General features: G+C 70.9%; 18 protein-coding genes. 14 read left to right on the top strand and 4 right to left on the bottom strand.

What is annotated here, in order from left to right; translation table 11 throughout:
- The first annotated feature begins 97 nt into the window (after positions 1-97).
- The 5 genes from CCR97_RS16655 to CCR97_RS16640 all read left to right on the top strand — a co-directional run bounded on the left by CCR97_RS16655 (position 98) and on the right by CCR97_RS16640 (position 4,259).
- Positions 98-1,042, top strand: a complete 945-nt coding sequence (locus CCR97_RS16655; RefSeq protein WP_170145934.1) for a tripartite tricarboxylate transporter substrate binding protein — start codon at positions 98-100, stop codon at positions 1,040-1,042.
- Complete coding sequence (locus CCR97_RS16650; RefSeq protein ID WP_201159674.1) at positions 1,039-1,503, top strand: tripartite tricarboxylate transporter TctB family protein; 465 nt, start codon at positions 1,039-1,041, stop codon at positions 1,501-1,503. Before CCR97_RS16655 ends, CCR97_RS16650 begins: the two co-directional genes overlap by 4 nt.
- Positions 1,504-1,513: 10 nt before the next feature.
- Positions 1,514-3,025: a tripartite tricarboxylate transporter permease gene (locus tag CCR97_RS16645; RefSeq protein ID WP_111356869.1), complete on the top strand. Its 1,512-nt coding sequence runs from the start codon at positions 1,514-1,516 to the stop codon at positions 3,023-3,025.
- Between the two features lie 354 nt (positions 3,026-3,379).
- Positions 3,380-3,505, top strand: a complete 126-nt coding sequence (locus tag CCR97_RS32100) for a hypothetical protein (protein WP_274611529.1) — start codon at positions 3,380-3,382, stop codon at positions 3,503-3,505.
- A 115-nt stretch (positions 3,506-3,620) separates the two neighbouring features.
- Positions 3,621-4,259: a trimeric intracellular cation channel family protein gene (locus tag CCR97_RS16640; RefSeq protein WP_111356873.1), complete on the top strand. Its 639-nt coding sequence runs from the start codon at positions 3,621-3,623 to the stop codon at positions 4,257-4,259.
- A 30-nt stretch (positions 4,260-4,289) separates the two neighbouring features.
- Here the strand turns inward: CCR97_RS16640 and CCR97_RS16635 are convergent, their stop codons facing one another.
- Complete coding sequence (locus tag CCR97_RS16635) at positions 4,290-4,658, bottom strand: DUF5368 domain-containing protein (RefSeq protein WP_111356867.1); 369 nt, start codon at positions 4,656-4,658, stop codon at positions 4,290-4,292.
- Positions 4,659-4,670: 12 nt separating this feature from the next.
- A complete protein-coding gene (locus CCR97_RS16630; protein WP_245428811.1) occupies positions 4,671-5,987 on the bottom strand; it encodes an NAD(P)/FAD-dependent oxidoreductase in 1,317 nt (438 codons plus the stop codon).
- Positions 5,988-6,309: 322 nt separating this feature from the next.
- Between CCR97_RS16630 and CCR97_RS16625 the strand changes: the two genes are divergently transcribed.
- The 3 genes from CCR97_RS16625 (at position 6,310) to CCR97_RS16615 (ending at position 9,483) form a co-directional block, all read left to right on the top strand.
- Positions 6,310-7,344, top strand: a complete 1,035-nt coding sequence (locus CCR97_RS16625) for a lysylphosphatidylglycerol synthase transmembrane domain-containing protein (RefSeq protein WP_111356865.1) — start codon at positions 6,310-6,312, stop codon at positions 7,342-7,344.
- 73 nt (positions 7,345-7,417) lie between these two features.
- On the top strand, positions 7,418-8,731 hold the full coding sequence (locus CCR97_RS16620; protein ID WP_201159673.1) for an FAD-binding oxidoreductase: 1,314 nt from the start codon (positions 7,418-7,420) through the stop codon (positions 8,729-8,731).
- The gene (locus CCR97_RS16615; RefSeq protein WP_111356864.1) at positions 8,728-9,483 is read left to right on the top strand and encodes an SDR family NAD(P)-dependent oxidoreductase; all 756 of its coding nucleotides are present in this window, start codon (positions 8,728-8,730) and stop codon (positions 9,481-9,483) included. The genes CCR97_RS16620 and CCR97_RS16615 overlap by 4 nt, the downstream gene beginning before the upstream one ends.
- Positions 9,484-9,581: 98 nt before the next feature.
- Here the strand turns inward: CCR97_RS16615 and CCR97_RS16610 are convergent, their stop codons facing one another.
- Complete coding sequence (locus CCR97_RS16610) at positions 9,582-10,520, bottom strand: NAD-dependent epimerase/dehydratase family protein (protein ID WP_111356863.1); 939 nt, start codon at positions 10,518-10,520, stop codon at positions 9,582-9,584.
- A gap of 512 nt (positions 10,521-11,032) precedes the next feature.
- Here CCR97_RS16610 and CCR97_RS16605 point away from each other — a divergent pair.
- From CCR97_RS16605 to CCR97_RS16595, 3 genes are all read left to right on the top strand, one after another.
- Complete coding sequence (locus tag CCR97_RS16605) at positions 11,033-12,682, top strand: heparinase II/III family protein (protein ID WP_111356861.1); 1,650 nt, start codon at positions 11,033-11,035, stop codon at positions 12,680-12,682.
- A complete protein-coding gene (locus CCR97_RS16600) occupies positions 12,679-13,926 on the top strand; it encodes a glycosyltransferase family 4 protein (protein ID WP_111356860.1) in 1,248 nt (415 codons plus the stop codon). Before CCR97_RS16605 ends, CCR97_RS16600 begins: the two co-directional genes overlap by 4 nt.
- 230 nt (positions 13,927-14,156) lie before the next feature.
- On the top strand, positions 14,157-15,125 hold the full coding sequence (locus CCR97_RS16595) for a class I SAM-dependent methyltransferase (protein WP_207199491.1): 969 nt from the start codon (positions 14,157-14,159) through the stop codon (positions 15,123-15,125).
- A gap of 67 nt (positions 15,126-15,192) precedes the next feature.
- Here CCR97_RS16595 and CCR97_RS16590 read toward each other — a convergent pair whose 3' ends face one another.
- On the bottom strand, positions 15,193-15,762 hold the full coding sequence (locus tag CCR97_RS16590; RefSeq protein WP_111356871.1) for a sugar transferase: 570 nt from the start codon (positions 15,760-15,762) through the stop codon (positions 15,193-15,195).
- Between the two features lie 316 nt (positions 15,763-16,078).
- On the opposite strand from CCR97_RS16590, the gene CCR97_RS16585 reads away from it, so the two are divergent.
- The 3 genes from CCR97_RS16585 to CCR97_RS31750 form a co-directional block, all read left to right on the top strand.
- Positions 16,079-17,989: a polysaccharide biosynthesis protein gene (locus CCR97_RS16585; RefSeq protein ID WP_111356858.1), complete on the top strand. Its 1,911-nt coding sequence runs from the start codon at positions 16,079-16,081 to the stop codon at positions 17,987-17,989.
- 169 nt (positions 17,990-18,158) lie between these two features.
- The gene (locus CCR97_RS31755; protein ID WP_111360195.1) at positions 18,159-19,253 is read left to right on the top strand and encodes a glycosyltransferase family 2 protein; all 1,095 of its coding nucleotides are present in this window, start codon (positions 18,159-18,161) and stop codon (positions 19,251-19,253) included.
- A 157-nt stretch (positions 19,254-19,410) separates the two neighbouring features.
- Positions 19,411-19,780, top strand: a 370-nt coding sequence (locus tag CCR97_RS31750; protein WP_338049092.1) for a patatin-like phospholipase family protein, incomplete at its 3' end; no start/stop codon positions are given.

Raw genomic sequence — 19,780 nt, 5'->3', positions numbered from 1 at the left:
CTTGTATTCCGTGATGGTCCCTCCGGTCGGATCCGGTGCCCTCGTCCAAACGATCCGACCCCTCTCCTCCGTGCAGTCCGCCCCCAAGGAGCCGCCGATGCCGATCTCCCGCACCGTTCGATCCGTCCTGTGGAGCGCCGCGCTCCTCGCGGCCTTCGCGGCGCCGTCGCGGGCCGAATGGCCGGAGAAGCCGGTCACCATCGCGGTCGGCTTCGGGGCCGGCGGCACCAACGACATCGTCGCGCGCGCCGTCGCCGAGCTGTTGGCGAAGCTGCTCGGCCAGCCCGTGGTGGTGGAGAACAAGCCGGGCGCCGGCGGCGCCGTGGCGGCCACGGCGCTCGCCAGGATGCCGGCCGACGGCTACAACCTCGTCGCCACCACCTCGACCACCGTCACGCTCGATCCGCAGCTCATGAAGCTCGGCTTCACGCCGGCCGACTTCACCTATGTGGCGGCGATCGGCGAGTTCCCCGAAGCCTTCGTGGCGCTGCCCAAGCACGGCTGGAAGAATCTCTCCGACGCCATGGCGGCCGCCAAGGCGACGGGCCGCATGAACTACGCCTCCAACACGGCGCTCGACCGGATGATCTCGGCCGCCATCGCCAAGAAGGCCGGCGTGTCGCTGGTGCCGGTGCCGACCCGCAGCGGCGCCGAGGTGGTGACCCAGGTGATGGGCGGCCATGTCGATCTCGGCTACTCGTCGGGCGCCTATTATCCGCAGGCCAAGTCCGGCGACCTCGCCGTGATGGCGGTGCTCGGCGACAAGCGCGTCGCCGGCCTGCCCGACGTGCCGACCCTGAAGGAGCTCGGCTACGGCGTCTCCAGCGTGAACCTCGTCCTGTTCATCGCGCCGAAGGGATTGCCGTCGGCCGTGGCGAAGAAGCTCGACGACGCCTTCGCGGCCGCCGGCAAGGATCCGTCCATCGTCGCCCTGATGGAGAACCGCAGCCTGAACGCCGTGGTCGAGACCGGCGCGACGCTCGACGCCACCATCAAGCGCCACATCGACGACTTCGCCAAGCTGATCGAGGCGTCGAAGTGAGTGACGCGGCGGCCCCCGGCGGGGAGGCCGCGCCCGCCGCGACCGGGGGCGCGCGCTCGCGGCTCTCGGTGGTCGCCGAGGCCGTGCTGATCGGCGGCGCCGCGCTCGCCGCCGTCGTCTGGATCATCCCGGCGCAGACCTCGGACGGCGGCATCGGCCTGTCGCCGGCCGTGTTCCCGACCGTCTGCGCGATCGCGCTCGGCGTCTTCGCGGTGGCCGACGCGCTGCTGCGTCTCGCGCGCGGCGCGCCGGGCGAGCGCTACCCAGACGGGTGGGGCGCGTTCTTTCGCATCGGCGCCGTCGCCGTGCTGGGCGTCTGCCTGCTCCCCGTCGTCGGCATCGCGGGCTGCGCGCTCGTGATGGTGCCGGCCGGCATGCTCGTGCTGGGCGAGCGCCGTCCGCTGCACATCGCCGTCGCGGCGCTCGCCTGCGCGGGCCTCGTCTGGCTGGTCTTCCGCTGAGGCGTCTTCAATGAATGCGGTGCTTCTCGGCCTCGGCGACGCGCTCGCGCCCGTCACGGTGCTGTTCGTCTTTCTCGGCGTGCTGCTCGGCTACGTCATCGGCGTGCTGCCCGGCCTCAACCGGCCGGCCGCGCTGGCGATCGCGATTCCCATCAGCTATTGGCTGACGCCGGTCGCGGCCGTCGGCTTTCTCATCGGGATCGCCAAGGCGTCCGGCGCCGGCGGGGCGACGACCGCGATCCTGATCAACACGCCGGGCGAGCCGAACGCCGCCGTGACGTGTCTCGACGGCTATCCGCTGGCGCGCGCCGGCAAGGCCAAGCAGGCCCTGAAGGTCGCCCTCTACGGCTCGGTGATCGGCGACCTGATCGGCACGCTCGCGCTGATCCTGCTCGCCCGCCCGCTGGCCACGCTGGCGCTCGGCTTCGGCCCGGTCGAGATGTCGGCCGTGATGATCCTGGCGCTGACCTTCATCGCGGCGCTCGCCGGCAAGTCGCTGTTCCGCGGGCTGGCGGCCGGCGCCTTTGGGCTCCTGTGCGCGACCGTCGGCCTCGACGTCGAGAGCGGCACGCCGCGCCTCACCTTCGGCCAGGTCGAGCTGTTCGACGGCATCCCGCTGCTCGCCGTCACGGTCGGGATGCTGGCCTTGTCCGAGATGATCATCCAGGCCGAGGAGGTGATCGGCCGGCGCGCCGACACGGCGACCGTCGCGGCCGGCAGCGCCGACGACCGGCTCGGCTGGACGCAGTTTCGCCGGGTGCTGCCGACCATCCTGCAGTCGAGCCTGGTCGGCACCGCGATCGGCCTCCTGCCGGGGCTCGGGCCGACCGTCGCGTCCTTCGCGTCCTACGCGCTGGCGAAGCGCATGGCGAAGCCCGGCGAACAGTTCGGGAAGGGCGAGCTGAAGGGCGTCGCCGCCGCCGAGACGGCCGACAACGCGGTCGTGCCGGCGAGCTTCGTGCCGCTGTTCGCGCTCGGCCTGCCGGGCAGTGTCTCGGCCGCGATCCTGATCGCCGCCTTGACCATCCACGGCGTCACGCCGGGTCCGCGCCTGTTCGAGGAGCAGCCGCGGCTGATCTACGGCATCTTCGGCGCCATGATGGTCGCCGCCGTGATGATGCTGGTGGTCGGGCGGATCGGCCTCGTCGGTTTCGCGAAGCTCACGAAGGTGCCGGCGACCGTCATCGTTCCGGTCGTCACCATGCTGTGCCTGGTCGGCGCCTATCTGGAGAGCAAGTCGGTGTTCGCGGTCGGCCTGATGGTCGGCTTCGGGCTCGTCGGCTATCTGATGCACCGCTTCGACTACTCGCGGGTGACGTTCCTGATCGGATTCGTTATCGGGCCGCAGCTCGAGCTCTCGGTGCGCCAAGCCCTGATCATCACCGAAGGCAAGGTCTCCTCGCTCGCCCATCACCCGGCCGCCCTGGTCGTGCTGGCGATCGCGCTCGCGGCCGCCGTTTATGTTCTCCTGCCGACGAAAAAACCCGCCACACAGGGTAGTGAGGGTAATCCGCTCGGATGAGAGACGGCGTCGGCGCGGAGCCGCCATGCCGAAAGCGGGACTTTCACGAGACTTAATAGCCTATGAACGCCGCGTTTGGCGCGGGTCAGGTATTAGCTTCATTGGCGAACGGGAATGTACGGATTCTTGTTTTCTCACATCGTGGTATCTCTTTGCTGTTGCTCTCGATGACGGAGGCCAACTCCAATGAGTGGCCATGAAGACAGACTCAGAATTCGACGCCACAGATTTGTTCCGCGCATCGTATTGCCGAGACAGTCGCTCGATATCGAAACCGTTGCCACGCTGATTCTCTATCGGGACGTCGTGCTCGACCGGCCTGCGTGCGAAGACTGCGGCCATCGGTGTCAGGTCGTGTCGCGCAACTTCAGCATCGCCGGACCGATCAGCCGCGAGATGCGGACCTACGAGTGCACGGCCTGCGGCCACACCCAGGCGGCGCCCTATACGCCGAACTGCAACGACAAGCGGCCGAACTGAGTTTTCGCCGTCCGAAGCCGCGGCCTGCGACCCTTGCTCTTCGGGACGATTGCGCGCGGGCGCCCGCCATGCCTCCATGGCGGCGCCGCGAATGGCGCGGCGTCCGGAGGCCGCGATGCTCGACACCGTCACGACCGCGCTCGATTGGCTTGGTGTCGTCGTCTTCGCCGTCACGGGCGCGCTGGTCGCCTCCCGCAAGCAGATGGACGTGGTCGGCTTCGTGATGCTGGGCACCGCGACCGGCATCGGCGGCGGCACGCTGCGCGACGTCCTGATGGGCGCGCCGGTGTTCTGGACACGGGCGCCGGCTTATCTGGTGGTCTGCGCCGTCGTCGCGGTTGTCGTCTTCTTCACGGCCCATCTCCCGCAGTCGCGCCATCGCATCCTGCTGTGGCTCGACGCGGTCGGGCTGGCGTTGTTCGCCGTGACGGGCGCCGAGGCGGCGCTGCGGGCCGGCGCCGGCGCGATCGTCGCCGCCGCGATGGGCGTGATCACGGCGACGTTCGGCGGCGTGATCCGCGACGTGCTGGGCAGCGAGAGCCCGGTGATCCTCAGCCGCGAGATCTACGCGACCGCGGCGCTGGCCGGGGCGACGACGTTCGTGGGCCTGTCGTTCGCCGGCGTGCCGCGCGACGCTGCGCTCGTCGCCGGCTTCGTGGTCGGCTTCGCGGTGCGGGCGGCGGCGCTGCGCTGGGGCTGGTCGCTGCCGCGCTACCGGCCGCGACCGGGCCGGCCGCCCGACGCGACCGCGTGACCGTCGTTCGCTCGTCGGCCGGGCGCGCCGCTACAGCGCCCGGCGGCTGGCGTCGCGGACGCCGCGGGCGAGCGACTGCGCCGTGTAGACCAGGATGGCGATGCCGATCGCCCCCAGCACGGCGACGCCGAGCAGCACCATCACGTCGACCGGGCCGCCGATGTCGCCGAAGTCCGAATGCGTCACCGCCTGGACGAACAGCACGGCCGCGACGGCGCCGAGCGGCATCGCGAGCTGCGCCCACAGGAACTTGCGCATCGACAGCCTGCGGTCGCGGATCAGCACGTAGAGATAGGCCGCCGTGATGGCGACGGCGACGAGAACCATGATCCAGAACAGCGCGAGGCCGAACATTTCCTCGAACACGGCGACCATGGTGCCGACGGTCAGTTCCTTCATGACGTGTCCTCCTCAGGCCCGGCCGCGCAGCATGGCGTTGTAGGTCGCCTTCAGGGCGACCTCCTTCATCAGCCAGCTGATCCACAGCTCCTCCAGAGGCGCGATGACGCCCGGGAAGGACGGGGTGAGATTGTTGTTGTAGTCGAACTCGACCAGCATGGCGCGGCCGACCCGGGTGATCAGCGGGCAGGACGTGTAGCCGTCATAGGCGGCGCTGCTCTGCCGGCCCTCGATCGTCGCGACCAGATGGTCCTCGACGACCGGCACCTGCCATTTCACCGAGGCGGCTGTCTTGCCCTTCGGCACGCCGGCGACGTCGCCGATCGCGAACACCTCCGGGAAGCGGCGGTGGCGCAGCGTCTTCTGGTCGACCTCGACCCAGCCCTGGTCCTTCCAGCGATCGCCCCAGGAGAGGCCCGACTGGCGGATCACCTCCGGGGCGCGCTGCGGCGGGATGACGTGCAGATAGTCGTACTCCATCTGCTGATCGCCCTTCGGCGTGGCGAAGGTGGCGATGCGGCGGCCGGGATCGACCGACTTGAGCACATGGCTGTAGACGGTCTTGATGCCGCGCTCCTGGAACAGCATGCGGACCTTCTCGGAGACGATCGGCACGCTGAACAGCGCGTCGTTATGGGCCGCGTAGGTGATCTCGTACTTGCCCTTGCCGGCGCGGCGGCCGGCGATGTCCTCGATCAGGAAGGTGTGCTTGAGCGGCGCGCCGGCGCATTTCATCTCGGTCGCCGGCCGGGTGAACAGGCCCTTGCCGCCCTTGTCGGCGAACGCCGAGGCCACCGCCCAGGTCTTCGCCGCGTAGTCCGGCCCGGCATAGAGCGAGCCGATGCCGCCGCGGCCGATCAGGTCGAGCGAGAAGCCCTCGATCGCCGCATAGTCCAGCACCAGGCCGGGGGCGACGATCAGGAAGTCGTAGGGGAGGCGCTTGCCGCTCGTCGTCGTCACCGACTTGGCGACCGGATCGATGCCGGCGGCCGCCTCCGGGACGAGCGTGACGCCCTGCGGCAGCCAGTCGGTCGTCTTCGAGACCGTGTAGGAGGCGGGCCGCAGCCCGGCCGCGACCAGCGACAGGCCGGGCTGGTACCAGTGCTCGGCGCGACCGTCGACCAGCGTGATGGTGGCGCCGTCGAGCCGCTCGACCAGACGGTTGGCCATCGCGGTGCCGGCGGCGCCGGCCCCGACGATGACGATCCTGGCCTTGGTCGCGGTCCGCGCGGCCTCGGCCCGCCGCAACGCGGCCGCGGTCGCCAATCCACCGGCGGCGAGGCCGAGGACGGCGCGCCGCGATGCGAGGATGTCGGTTCGACCGGCCACGAGCATCTCCCTGTGTATCGTTGTTGTGGTGCCACCGGCGACGACTCGGGTGGGGACGCGACTGCGGAGCTGGGCCGGGGGGCACGGTAGGCGGGATTCCACGGCGATTTTCGTGGCATGAATATGCGTAATATTGCATACGAAAGCGCCTGGGGCCGCGCCCTGGCGGGCGTGGCGCCGGACGATCGCGCCGGCCCGGAGCGAGGCGTTGGCTCCTGCGCGGCGCATCCGGTATCGATGGCGCCGGTCCGGGCGCGTCCGCCGGCCGGCGGACCAGCGCGGCGGAAAGCTTCGTTTACGCCGAACGGGTAGGGTCCGGGCGATGACCGACACCGACCGATCAGCGGCGCCGGAGGCGCGAATCTTGCCGGCGGCCGACGGGGGACGGGCGCTTCGCCCCGCATTGCGCCGCGCCGGCGTCACCGCCGTGGCGCTGGCCGGCCTGTCGGTCGTCGCCGCGCTCATCGTCCTGACGGCGCGCGACGATCTCGACAAGGCGATGCGGGTGCTGGCCGATGCGCCGGCCTGGCTGGTGCTGGTCGTCGTCGCCTTCGCGACCCTGAACTACGTGATCCGCACCTGGCGGTTCGTCTATCTGGCCGGCCATCTCGGCCTGACGATGCCGTTCTGGGAGACCTCGGCCTACTACACGGCCGGCTTCGCGCTCACCATGTCACCCGGCAAGCTCGGCGAGGTGGTGCGGCTGTGGTTCCTGAAACGGCGGTTCGATCTCGCCTATCGGCGCGGTATCGCGCTCCAGCTCGCCGACCGGATCAGCGACGTCTATGCGATGCTGCTCCTCTGCCTCGCCGGGCTGACCGGCTTCGAGCAGTATCGCGGTCCGGTGCTGGCCGTGCTGGTCGTGGCCGCCGCCGGTACGTTGTTCTTGGCGCGACCGCGGTTGTCGATGGCCATGCTGAACGCGACCTATGGTCTCGTCCGGGTGAAGCCGCGCCTGTTCGTCCAGGCCCGCCACATGGTCCGCAACACCGCGCTGGTGATGCAGGGGCGGGTCTTTCTGGTCTCGCTCGTGCTCGGAATCGTCGCGTGGTTCGTCGAGGCGGTCGCGTTGTGGGCGGTGCTGCATCTGCTCGACGCGCCCGTGTCGCTCTCGGCCGCCACCTTCGTGTTCGGCTTCGCCGCGGTGGTCGGCGGCCTCACCATGACGCCGGGCGGCGTCGGCGGCTTCGAGATCGTCATGGTGATGCTGCTCGGGCTGCAGGGCGTGCCGACCGAGGTGGCGCTGGTCGCCACCGCCATCTTGCGGCTCGGAACCGTGTGGTACGCGACCGTCGCCGGTTTCCTGGCCGTGCCGCTGGCGGTGCGGCTCTCGACCCCGAGGCCGGTCGCTGCGTGAGCTGGCCGCATCGCCATGTCGGACGTGCGACCGAGGACGAGCGAGGCAGGATGAGAAGATCAGGATCAGCCCGATGCCGATGACCCCGATGACCGCCTGGGGGCGCCTCGCCCGGCCCTTGCACGCCGTGACGCGCCCGCCCTTCCTGGACGTTGCGGCCGGCACCGTGACGACGCAAGGCGCGCCGCTGCTCGCCCGCGGGCTCGGCCGCTCCTACGGCGACGTGTGCCTCAACGCGAACGGCCGGCTCCTCGTCACCGACCGGCTCGATCGGCTGCAATGGATCGACCTGCAGGCCGGGCGGGTGCGGGCCGAGGCCGGGCTGTCGCTCGACCGGCTGTTGCGCACCATCGTGCCGCGCGGCTGGTTCGTGCCGGTGACGCCCGGCACCAAGGTCGTGACGCTCGGCGGCGCCGTCGCCAACGACGTGCACGGCAAGAATCACGAGACCGCCGGCAGCTTCGGTGCCCATGTGAACAAGATCGGGCTGCTGCGCTCGACCGGCGAGAGCCTGACGCTGTCGCGCGACGAGAACGCGGAGCTGTTCGCCGCCACCATCGGCGGCCTCGGTCTGACCGGCTTCATCCAGTGGGTGGAGATGCGGCTCGTGCCGATCGCGTCGGCGCGGCTGCACACGGAGCAGCTCGCGATCCGCGACGTCGACGACTTCTTCCGCATCGCGGCCGACAGCCGCGACTGGCCGTTCACGGTCGCCTGGGTCGATTGCCTCGCCAAGGGCCGCGAACTCGGTCGCGGCCTCTTTATGCGCGGGCGCTGGGCGGAAACCGGCGGGCTCGAGGTTCACAAAGCCCCGCGGCTCGGCTTCGCGCCGGAGTTGCCCGGCGTCGTGCTGAACAATGTCACGATGCGGGCCTTCAACGCGCTCTATCGCAAGCGGCCTTATGCGGTCGGCGCCTGCACGCAGCACTACGACCCGTTCTTCTATCCGCTCGACGCGCTGTCGAGCTGGAACCGGCTCTACGGCAAGCGCGGCTTCTATCAGCACCAGTCGGTGATTCCGATGCCGGTGGCGCGCGCGACTGTCGTGCGTCTCCTGGAGACCACCGCGGCGGAAGGCCAGGGCTCTTTCCTCGCCGTCCTCAAGCTCCTGGGCGAACCGCGCTCGGGCGGCGTCTTGTCGTTCCCCATGCCGGGCGCGACGCTGGCGCTGGACTTCCCAGACAAGGGCGAGACCACGCGGCGTCTTCTCGTGCGGCTCGGCGAGATCGCGACCGCAGCGGGCGGCCGCATCTATCCGGCCAAGGACGCCGTGATGACGCCGGAGATGTTCAGATCCGGCTATCCAGACTGGCGCAAGGTCGCGGCGCTGCGCGATCCCGCCTTCGGCTCCGACTTCTGGCGCCGCGTCACCGGAGACGCCCGATGAGCACGCCCACCACGCCCTCCCGCATCCTCGTTCTCGGCGCCGGCTCGGCGATGGCGCAGGCCTATGCGCGCCGCCGTGCCGCGACCGGCGCCGCGTTCCTGCTGGTCGGCCAGAACGCCGCGCGCCTGACGGCGATCGCCGACGACCTGCGCGCCGGCGGGGCGCGCGCCGCCGACATCGCGACGCTCGACCTCGCCGATCTCGCCGGCATCGAGGCCGGAGCCTCCGAGCTGCGCCGCCGTCTCGGCGAGCCCGACGAGGTGCTGATCGCCTATGGCGGTCTCGGCGACCAGGCGGCGAGCGAGCGCGATCTCGGAGCCGCGCGAAATGCGCTCGAGGTCAACTTCGTCAGCGTCGCGTTGTGGATCCTGGCGCTCTTGAAGGACCGCCCGGCCGCCGCGCCGCTCACGCTGATCACCATCGGCTCGGTCGCCGGCGACCGCGGCCGCGCCTCGAACTTCGTCTACGGATCGGCGAAGGGCGGGCTCGACCGCTTCCTCGAAGGCCTCGCCCACGCCTATGCCGGCACGCCGGTGCGGGTCGTCACGGTGAAGCCGGGCTTCGTCGATACGCCGATGACCGACGCGATCACCAAAGGCCCGCTGTTCGCCAGCCCCGACGCGGTCGGCGCCGACATCGTGCGCGCCGTCGAGAAAGGCCGCCGCACCGTCTACACGCCGTGGTTCTGGAGACCGATCATGACGATCATCCGCCACCTGCCGTGGGTCGTGTTCAAGCGGCTGAAGATCTGACGTTCGCCATCGGGGCGAAGAGGCGGGTGGCCGCATGGTTCGAGACGCGCTCCTGCGGAGCGCTTCTCACCATGAGGAGGATACCCATTGTGCGCGCCTCAGCCCTCGCGTCGCGAGCGGCCGGCGCGGTGCTCCCGCATCATCGCGGCGAGGCCGGACCTCGTGTCGATCACGGGGTGCCATCCCGCGGCGAGAAGGCGTCCCGGATCGACGACGAGGCTGCCGCCGATCCGGTCCCAGGTCGCCGCGCGGCCGGTCGCGCGCAACAGCCCGGCGATCGGCGCCGGCGGGACCGCGACCAGTCGAGCCGGGCGTTCGCAGGCGTCGCGCAACGTCGTGATCATCTCGGCGAAGCTCAGTGCCTCGCGATCGGCGACCACGTAGGTCTCGCCGCGGGTGCCCGGAGCCGTGAGACAGAAGGCGATCGCGGCCGCCAGGTTGTCGCGCGCGACCAGCGATCGCCGGTTCCGGAACGCGCCGAACGGCAACGGCCAGAAGGTGTCGGCGAGCCGCATCAGCAGCGCCATGTTGCCCTTCACGCCGGGGCCGTAGACGAGCGGCGGCCGCAGGATCGTGAAGGCGCCGCCGGCGTCGCGTACGGCCGCCTCGGCGGCGAGCTTGGCGCGGTCGTAGGGCGTGGCCGGACGCGGCGGGTCGGTCTCGCGCACCACGTGATCGGCGGCCGAGCCGGCCTGCGCGCCGATCGACGACACGAACACGAGCGGGAGACTGCGGGCCGCGCAGGTCCGGGCCAGCGCCGCCGTCGCGGCGTGGATCACCCGGTCGTAGGCGCCGTCGTCGACGCCGCTGCGATGGGCGATGCCGGCGAGATGGACGACCGCGTCGACGCCGTCGACGAGCGGCGCCCAGTCGACCGGGCCGTCGAGGTCGGGGAGCCGCACCGGCTCGATCGCCCCGACGGCCTGATCGGACTCCACATGACGAGCGGCGGCGCGGACCAAGTGGCCGGCGGCGATCAGCGCCGGGACCAGCCCGCGGCCGACGAAGCCCGAGGCCCCGGTGACGAGAATGCGCATGGTGGTGGACTGCTCCGAAGCCGGCGCACGCCGGTCTCACATACTGCCGTGGCGGCTGCTCCTGATCATCCGGCAGCCCGTGAGCGGCCCGGCGCGCCCGGTGCTGTCCCTCGTCGGCATCGGGACGCGATGCTCCGTGGAGAGAGTCCGCAGCCCGGTCGCCAGGATCCTGGAGGACACGCTCGCCTCCTCACGGTCGAGGGATTTCGGCGCCTGCATAACATCGAAGCGGGCGCAGTTCCACGTGGACGCCCCCGGATGGAGAAGGGGTTCGGCGACGTCGCCCGGTCTCCACCGTGCAGGCATGCTGCAGCCCCGCCGCGGCTCTGGCTTCGCAGCTCGCATTCCCGGCCGCGCGCCGTTCGGACGGTGCGAAATCGGCCGGGAGGCTTGTCGGCGCCCCTGCGTCCGTGCCAGACCGGGCGCGACAACGGAGCAGGCGATGGCGCAGGATCGAGACGCCCCGGGGCGGCCCCTTCGGGCGAGCACGGGCCGGGGTTGACGTCCGGCCCATGTCCACGCTCGCGTTATACTGGCACACGGTGCGGCATCTGCGGCCGGTGCAGGTCTACGGGCGCGTCTGGTTCCGGCTGCGCCGTCCGACCCCCGACCTCAGCCCGCCGCCCGCCCGCCGGCCCGTGGTGGCGCCTCTGATCGAGACCGCGTGGCGCGAGCCGTCGATGCTCGGCCCGGACACGGTCGCGTTCCTCGGGCGGACCGCCACGGTCAAGAGGCCGGAGGATTGGACCGCCGCCGGGGCGGACCATCTGTGGCTCTACAACCTCCATTACTTCGACGATCTCGGCGCCCGCGACGCGCCGATGCGCGCGGACTGGCACCGCGCCCTCGTCGCGCGCTGGATCGCCGAGAACCCGCCCGGGAGTCGCCCCGGTTGGGAGCCGTATCCGACCTCGCTGCGGCTGGTGAACTGGATCCGCTGGATCCTGGCCGGGAACGTGCCGTCGGACCCGATGGTGCAGAGCATCGCCGTGCAGGCCCGCTGGCTCGCGCAGCGCCTCGAGACGCATCTCCTCGGCAATCACCTGCTCGCCAACGCCAAGGCGCTAACGCTGGCCGGCTTGTTCTTCGACGGCGACGAAGCCCGCGGCTGGTATCGGATCGGCACCGACATCCTCGCGCGCGAGCTCGACGAGCAGATCCTCGCCGACGGCGGGCATTTCGAGCTGAGCCCGATGTATCATCACATCGTGCTCGCCGACGTTCTCGATCTGCTCGACGTCCATGCGTGCTACGCCGTGGAGGCGCCGCCGGCCTGGCGCGCCGGCGTGGCGCGCATGCTGGCGTGGTCCGCCGTCATGCGGCATCCGGACGGCGACATCCCGTTCTTCAACGACGCGGCGTTCGGCATCGCGCCGACCCACGCGATCCTGGCGCAGCGCGCGGCGGGCCTCGGCATCGCCTGGACCGATCCGGGCATCGGCGCGGTCGCGCGGCTGCCGGAGAGCGGTTATGTCCGCCTGAGGCGCGGCGAGGCGACCGTGTTCGCCGATCTCGCGCCGATCGGGCCCGACTATCTGCCGGCCCATGCGCATGCCGACACGCTGTCGTTCGAGCTGTCGCTGCGTGGCCGGCGGGTCGTCGTCAACGGCGGAACGTCGCGCTACGGCACCGGCCCGGAGCGGCAGCGGCAGCGCTCGACCGCGGCTCACGCGACGCTCGCGCTCGACGGGGCCGACTCCTCCGAGGTCTGGGGCGGCTTCCGGGTCGGACGGCGCGCCCGCGTGTCCGGCGTCGAGGTCCACGAGGCGGCCGATGCGCTCGTCGCGACGGGGTGTCACGACGGCTACGCGCGGCTTCCGGGCAGCCCGCTCCATCGCCGGACCTGGCGTCTCGACGCGCAGGCGCTGACGCTCGACGACGAGGTGCGCGGCAGCGGCCGGCACGAGGCGCGGATCGTGTTCCCGCTCGGTCCCGGGCTCGCCGCGCAGGTCGCCGACGCCCGCACCGTCCGGGTCGTCGACACGACGACCGGTGAGACGATCGCGACCTTTGCGTTCGAGCACGACGGCGCGGCGCTGGTCGAGGACACGACGTGGCATCCGGCCTTCGGCCAGGCCGTGCCGAGCCAGCGGATCGTTTGCCGGCTGCCGGTCGACGGCACCGCCGCGCACCGAACCACGATCGCCTGGGGCGAGAGATGAAGCTGCTGTTGTTGACGTTCTACTATCCGCCCGATCTCAGCGCCGGATCGTTCCGCGCAGCCGCGCTGGTCGAGGCGCTGCAGCAGCGCGCCGGCCCCGGGCTCGAGATCGACGTCCTGACGACGCTGCCGAACCGCTATCAGAGCCACGCGCAGGCGGCGGAGGCGCACGAGCAGATCGGCCCGGTCTCGATCACGCGTATCGCCCTGCCGCGTCACAGCAGCGGCCTCGCCGACCAGGCCGCCGCCTTCCTGCAGTTCGCCCGCCGGGTGCTGATGCGACGGGGACCGCGCTACGACGTGGTCGTCGCGACGTCGTCACGACTGATGACCGCCGCGCTCGGGGCCGTCATGGCCCGCCGCTCGCGCGCGCCCCTCTATCTCGACATCCGGGATCTGTTCACCGACACCATGGCGGACGTGTTCTCGGGCTCGGCGCTCGCCGCCGCCCTGCCGGTGCTGGAGCGCGTCGAGCGCTGGACGTTCCGCTCCGCCGCCCACATCAACATGGTCTCGCCCGGATTCCGGGAGCATCTGGAGAAGGTCGTTCCGGGCGGCAGCTTCAGCTACTTCACCAACGGCATCGACACCGACTTCCTCGACGCCGACTTCACCCGCCCCGAGCCGGCGGAGGCGCGCCCGCTTCAGATCCTCTACGCCGGCAATATCGGCGAGGGCCAGGGGCTGCACCGGATTCTTCCGGAGGCGGCCCGTCGTCTCGGCGACGCCGTGCAGTTCGTCGTCGTCGGTGACGGCGGGCGTCGCAAGGCGCTGGAGGCCGAGATTGCGGATCTGCCGAGCGGCCGCGTCGTGCTGCGCGATCCGGTGCCGCGGGCCCAGCTCCACGCGCTCTATCGCGACGCCGACATGCTGCTGGTGCACCTCAACGACTATCGGGCGTTCAAGAAGGTGCTGCCGTCCAAGCTGTTCGAGTATGCGGCGACGGGCAAGCGCATCCTCGCCGGCGTGTCGGGCTATGCCGAGCAGTTCGTCCGGGACGAGATCCCCGGCGCCGAGGTGTTCTTCCCGTGCGACGTCGACGGGCTCGCGGCCAGCATCGAACGCCTCTCCGGCTTGCCGGCGACCATCGACCGGAGCGCCTTCGTGGCGACCCACGCCCGCACCCGCATCATGGACCGCATGGCCGCGGACGTGCTCTCGCGCGTGCCGGGCGGCGACGGCGATGCGCGTCATGCGTCGACCGGCGCAGGCCCCGGGGCGGTCCCCGGACGAGCGGAGCACTGACGCCGCAGGGGCCGAGGCAGGTCTCCGCGTCGCCCGCGCGCGTCCCTGAAGCGCATCCCTGAAACGCGTCACCCTGGCGTCGCGCGTTGCCGTCGGCGCCGCCGCCGGCCGTTGTCCCGTGCGCGCGGGAGCCAATGCCCGCCCCATGCAACCGGCCCGTTCGCGCGGAGCCCAATACCACTCAACGTATTGACAGCCAAGGAACACAACCGCATGGTTGCGGCTTGGTGATGATCGCGGTCGTCCGAGCCGTCGGTGCAAGCGCGCCAGGAGACCACATGGTGGAGCACGCAACGGCGAAGGGGCGGGTGCAGCGCTTCTGGAACGAAGCTGCTTGCGGCGAGAATCTCTACCTGTTCAGCGTCGATCGTGAAGGCTACAGCCGCCAGGCGGCCGATCGCTATGCGCTCGAGCCGTTCATCGAGCCTTTCGCTGACTTCCGATCGGCGTCGGGCAAGAAGGTCCTAGAGATCGGCGTCGGTCTCGGCGCGGATCATCAGCGGTTCGCGGAGGCCGGCGCCGAGCTCTATGGAATCGACCTGACCGAGCGGGCCGTCGCACATGCGAGGCGGCGGCTGTCGATGTTCGGCCTGCGGTCACGGCTGGCGGTCGGCGATGCCGAGAGCCTCTCGTTCCCGGATGGAGCCTTCGCGCTGGTCTACTCCTGGGGCGTGATCCACCACACGCCCGACACGCCGCGGGCTGCCGCGGAGATCCTGCGGGTCCTGGAGCCGGGCGGCACGTTCAAGGTGATGATCTACCAGCGACGGTCGCTGGTCGGCCTGATGCTGTGGGTTCGGTATGCGCTGCTCCGCCTGCGCCCGTTCACGACGATGGATGCCATCTATGCGGCCCATCTGGAGAGTCCGGGGACGAAGGCCTATTCGGTCCGCGAGGCTGCGGCGTTGTTCGCGGGGGCTGCCGATGTCCGGATCACGACCGTGCTGACCCACGGCGATCTGCTCGCGTCGGGGGCGGGCCAACGGCATCGCGGCCTCGCCTTGACGGTCGCGCGCCGCGTTTTCCCACGCGCTCTCGTCCGCAAGCTGCTGCCGGGCTGGGGCCTCTTCATGCTGATCTCGGGCCGGAAGCCGGCGGCTCCGTCGATCACGGGCGAGCCGTCACGGCAGACGATAGGGCGGCAGACGACCGCTCGTGGACCGGCGCTCGCGGCGGCGAACGATCACGGCGTGGCGTGATCGACGGTCCGCAGCGTCCCGGATGCCACGGGCGCACCGACGGTCGGCGCGCGGCTCCGCGGAGGGCTCACCGGCCTGCGGACCGCGGCTTGACGACGTCTCCGCGTCCGGCGCCCGTCACGGTCCTCCAGATCAGCCTCAGGTCATGCCCGAGAGACATGTCGGCGAGATAGCGGGCGTCGCTCTCGGCCAGCTCTTCGGGCGTCGACATGTCGATGCCGTCGACCTGCGAGACGCCCGTGATCCCCGGCGTGAGGGACGCCAGCCCGCGCCGGCGGCGCGCCTCGATCAGCGCGGTCTGGGTCGGCAGGCACGGGCGCGGGCCGACGAAGCTCATCTCGCCTTTGACGATGTTCCAGAGCTGCGGCAGTTCGTCGATCTTGAAGTGCCGCAGCCGGCGCCCGAGCGGCGTGATGGCGGAGGCGCTGGTCTCGTGACTCGGCGCGTCCTTCGTCTCCACGTACATGGTGCGCAGCTTGTAGCAGACGAACGGGCGCTCGTTGCGGCCGACCCGCACCTGCTTGAAGATCGCCGGACCCTGCGAGCCGAGGCGGACCAGGGCGGCGCAGACCGCCACGATCGGGCCGGCGACGACGAGGCCGGCCAGTGCGGCGGAGAGATCGAAGACTCGCTTCATCGACATTGCTCGGTCCCGCGGGCGCGTTCCCCCCCTGCCATCCGACCGTTCGCCTCCGAATGGCGGGGATTCCGCGCGTCCGGTCTGCCCCGCGAAGCGACCACCAACCGGCGGCCGGGACCGATAGTCGTCGTGGTATATTCTGTCAACCTGCGCTCTTTCCTGGAGTTTTCGGGCCGCTGCCAAGTCGTGTCCCGGCAGAGAGGCGGGCCGTCGAGGTTGAGCCGAAAGCACTGTTGCTTTATGTGTCCAGACGGCGGTCGGCTTGGAACGTGTCCAGACTGCGATCGGCTTTGACCGTGGGGACGGCGGGCGAATGACACTCGGACAACGGCTCAACTGGCGGCGCTGGTTCGTCGTGGCGCATGACGTTTCGGCCACGATGGCGGCGTTGTTGCTGAGCCTCTACTTGCGGTTCGGGGGTGTCGGGCTCGACCGTCGCGGGAGCCTGCTGATCCTCGTTCTGCCCTGCTTCTTCGTCTATGCGAGCGGCGTGTATTGGTTCTTCGATCTCTACCGGTCGAAGTGGCGGTTCGCCTCGCTGCCCGATCTCGCCAACATCGTGCGCGCCTCGGCGGTCCTCGCGCTGTCGCTCCTCGTGCTCGATTACGTGCTGCTCGCCTCCTATCTGTTCGGCGGCTACGTCTTCGGCAAGCTCACCATCGCGCTCTACTTCGTCCTTCAGATCTTTTTCCTCGGCGGTGGCCGGGTCGGCTATCGCTGGTTCCGGCTGAGCCGCACGCGGCGCCGGACGCTCTCCTCCGGGACCCCGGTCTCGACCCTCATTCTCGGCCGTGCCGCCGATACCGAGGTGCTGCTGCGGTCGATCGAGAGCGGCGCGGTGTGCCAGCTCGCGCCGGCCGGCATCCTGTCGCCGTCACAGGCGGACCAGGGCCAGACCGTGCGCGGCGTGCCGGTGCTCGGCCGCTTCGGCGATCTGCAGCGCGTCAGCGAGTACCTCACGGCGCGTGGCGCCGAGCCGCGGCGCATCGTGCTGGCCCCGTCGGCCTTCGAGGCCGGCACCGGCGTCGAGACGGCGCTGATGATGGCGCGCCGGCTCGGCATCACGACCAATCGCATGCCCTCGCTCGATGAAGGCGGCCAGACGATGCGGCTGGCCCCGGTGGCGGTGGAGGATCTGCTGCTGCGCCCGAGCGCGACGATCGACGGCCCGCGGCTGGAGGCGTTCGTCGCCGGCCGGGCCGTGGCCGTGACGGGCGGCGGCGGCTCGATCGGGGCGGAGGTCTGCGACCGCGTGGTGCGGTTCGGCGCGGCCCGGCTCCTGGTGATCGAAAACTCGGAGCCCGCCCTGCACGCCGTCATGGAGGGGCTGCGGGCGAAGGCCGGCGACGCCGTCATCGAGGGGCGCATCGCCGACATCCGCGATCGCGACCGGATCGAGCGGCTGTTCCGCGACTTCAAGCCCGACCTCGTCTTCCACGCGGCGGCCCTCAAGCACGTCCCGATCCTCGAGAACGACTGGGAGGAGGGCGTCAAGACCAACGTCTTCGGCTCGGTCAACGTCGCCGACGCGGCGGCGCGCACCGGCGTGCGCGGCATGGTGATGATCTCGACCGACAAGGCGATCGAGCCGGTGTCGGTGCTGGGCGCCACCAAGCGGTTCGCCGAGATGTACTGCCAGGCGCTCGATGCCGAGCTGCTGCGCCGGCCGGCCGCCGCGCCGATGCGGCTCATCGCGGTGCGCTTCGGCAACGTGCTGGCCTCGAACGGGTCGGTGATCCCGAAGTTCAAGGCGCAGATCGAGGCCGGGGGCCCGGTGACCGTGACGCACCCGGACATGGTGCGCTACTTCATGACGATCCGCGAGGCGTGCGATCTGGTGCTGACGGCGGCCAGCCACGCGCTCGGGCCGGAACGCTCGGACGTGTCGATCTACGTGCTCAACATGGGCCAGCCGATCAAGATCGTCGACCTCGCCGAGCGGATGATCCGGCTGAGCGGCCTCGAGCCCGGCCGCGACGTCGCGATCGAGTTCACCGGCATGCGGCCCGGCGAACGGCTCAACGAGATCCTGTTCGCCCGCGAGGAGCCGACCCTCGACATCGGGGTTCCCGGCGTGCTCGCCGCGAAGCCGGTGTTCGCGTCGCTGGACGTCATGAAGACCCGCCTCGCCACGCTGGAGCGCGCGCTGGCCGGCGGCACCCGCGACGAGGTCCTCGCCGTGCTGCGCGACGCCATCCCGGACTTCAAGGGCCAGGCCGCGTGAGGCGGCGGCCGGCGCCCCGACGGGGCCGAGGGATGCGGGGTGCCGCTGCCGCGCGACCGCCGGCCCGGCTTGATCTTTCGCCCGGTCTGTGCCCTGAAACGCCCTCGCCGGCCCCCGCCGGCCGGCCGCGCAGCCATCGCCCGGCCGTCGTGACGGTCGGGAGAGCGGCGTGACCATCGAGGCGGAGCGGCGGACGACGGGCGAGGGGCCGCTGCTCTCGGTGGTGCTGCCCGCCTACAACGAGGCCCGCAATGTCGGGCCGATGGCGGCCCGCCTCGTCGAGGTGATCGGCGCCATCCCGGGGATCGCCGGTCGCTTCGAGATCGTCTTCGTGAACGACTGCTCCCGGGACGGCACGCTGGCCGAGCTGCGCCGCCTGGCCGCCGCCGACCCGCGGGTCCGCTACGTCTCGTTCACCCGCAATTTCGGCCACCAGTCGGCGCTGCGGGCGGGGCTGAAGCACGCCGCGGGCGACGCCGTGGTGCTGATGGACTGCGACTTCGAGCACCCGCCCGAGCTGATTCCCGACTTCGTCGCCCGCTGGCGCGACGGCGCCCGGATCGTCGCCGCGCAGCGCGAGACGACGGCCGGCGACGTCTCGGCCTTCAAGCGGTTCACCTCGGCGCTCTACTACCGCATCCTCGACGCCGTCGGCGACATCAGCATCGAGCCCGGCAGCGCCGACTTCCTGCTGCTCGACCGCACCGTCGTCGACACCATCAACGGCTTCGAGGACCACGATCTGTTCCTGCGCGGCCTGGTGCGCTGGCTCGGCCATCCGCTGGTCAAGGTGCCGTACCGGCAGGGCGTGCGCAGCGAGGGCGAGTCGTCCTACACGCTGCGCCGGATGGTCGATCTCGCCGTCACCGGCATCATCGCCCACAGCGTCAAGCCGCTGCGCATCGCCATCCACCTCGCCCTGGTGTTCGCGCTGATCGGCGTGCTGTTGCTGGTCTATTCGGTCGTCAGCTTCCTCGCCATCGGCCACACCGTGGCGGGCTGGACCTCGATCATGTCGGCGATCGCGATCCTGGGGGCGGGGCAGTTCCTGGTGCTCGGCATCATCGGCGAGTATGTCGGCCGGGTGCTGCGCGAGACGCGCAAATGGCCGTCCTTCCTGGTCGCCGAGACCGAGCGCTCGGGTCCGGCGGCCGGTCTGCGCCACTCCGATCCGGATCACGCCGACATGCGCCAGTCCGATCCGGGCCACACCGGTCCGGAGCACGCCGCGGTGGCGCCACGGCGCGCCTCGGCCGCCTCCTGAGCTGCGCGACGGACAGCAACCAGACGTCGTATTAGCCCGCTCCCCGGGTTGCTGCGTTGCACGATTTGCGCGACAAGCGGGTGGCAGCGCACCGCAGTCTCCCGCGAACGACCGTCCGGACCGTCGGTGTCGCGCCGAAAGCGAGGCGCCCGTGACGATCGACCGCTCGCCCGTTCTCGTCGACCTCGCCCTCCAGGGAGGTGGTGCCCACGGCGCTTTCACCTGGGGCGTGCTCGACCGCCTGCTGGAAGAGCCCTGGCTCGAGATCGACGGCGTCTCCGGCACCTCGGCCGGCGCCATGAACGCGGCCGTGCTGGTCGACGGCTTCGCCGACGGCGGCCGCGACGGCGCCCGGGCGGCACTCGAATCGTTCTGGCGCAGCGTGTCGGACGGGGCGCGTTTCAGCCCGTTCCAGCGCACGCCGCTCGATCTGCTGCTCGGCCGCTGGACGCTCGACAACTCGCCCCTCTACGTGATCATGGACCTGATGGCCCGCATGGTCTCGCCCTACGATCTCGTGGCCGGGG

The organism is Rhodoplanes elegans, assembly GCF_016653355.1.
GTDB classification, from domain to species: domain Bacteria; phylum Pseudomonadota; class Alphaproteobacteria; order Rhizobiales; family Xanthobacteraceae; genus Rhodoplanes; species Rhodoplanes elegans.
The sequence above is the reverse complement of the archived record's forward strand: the minus strand, read 5'-3'. Positions and strand labels throughout refer to the sequence as shown.

What these genes read in the sequence shown, in the direction of transcription:
- CCR97_RS16655 (WP_170145934.1), top strand. Translation starts at nt 98, where the DNA reads ATGCCGATCTCCCGCACCGTTCGATCCGTCCTGTGGAGCGCCGCGCTC.
- CCR97_RS16645 (WP_111356869.1), top strand. Translation starts at nt 1,514, where the DNA reads ATGAATGCGGTGCTTCTCGGCCTCGGCGACGCGCTCGCGCCCGTCACG.
- CCR97_RS16640 (WP_111356873.1), top strand. Translation starts at nt 3,621, where the DNA reads ATGCTCGACACCGTCACGACCGCGCTCGATTGGCTTGGTGTCGTCGTC.
- CCR97_RS16635 (WP_111356867.1), bottom strand. Translation starts at nt 4,658, where the DNA reads ATGAAGGAACTGACCGTCGGCACCATGGTCGCCGTGTTCGAGGAAATG.
- CCR97_RS16625 (WP_111356865.1), top strand. Translation starts at nt 6,310, where the DNA reads ATGACCGACACCGACCGATCAGCGGCGCCGGAGGCGCGAATCTTGCCG.
- CCR97_RS16620 (WP_201159673.1), top strand. Translation starts at nt 7,418, where the DNA reads ATGCCGATGACCCCGATGACCGCCTGGGGGCGCCTCGCCCGGCCCTTG.
- CCR97_RS16615 (WP_111356864.1), top strand. Translation starts at nt 8,728, where the DNA reads ATGAGCACGCCCACCACGCCCTCCCGCATCCTCGTTCTCGGCGCCGGC.
- CCR97_RS16610 (WP_111356863.1), bottom strand. Translation starts at nt 10,520, where the DNA reads ATGCGCATTCTCGTCACCGGGGCCTCGGGCTTCGTCGGCCGCGGGCTG.
- CCR97_RS16605 (WP_111356861.1), top strand. Translation starts at nt 11,033, where the DNA reads ATGTCCACGCTCGCGTTATACTGGCACACGGTGCGGCATCTGCGGCCG.
- CCR97_RS16600 (WP_111356860.1), top strand. Translation starts at nt 12,679, where the DNA reads ATGAAGCTGCTGTTGTTGACGTTCTACTATCCGCCCGATCTCAGCGCC.
- CCR97_RS16595 (WP_207199491.1), top strand. Translation starts at nt 14,157, where the DNA reads ATGATCGCGGTCGTCCGAGCCGTCGGTGCAAGCGCGCCAGGAGACCAC.
- CCR97_RS16590 (WP_111356871.1), bottom strand. Translation starts at nt 15,762, where the DNA reads ATGAAGCGAGTCTTCGATCTCTCCGCCGCACTGGCCGGCCTCGTCGTC.
- CCR97_RS16585 (WP_111356858.1), top strand. Translation starts at nt 16,079, where the DNA reads ATGACACTCGGACAACGGCTCAACTGGCGGCGCTGGTTCGTCGTGGCG.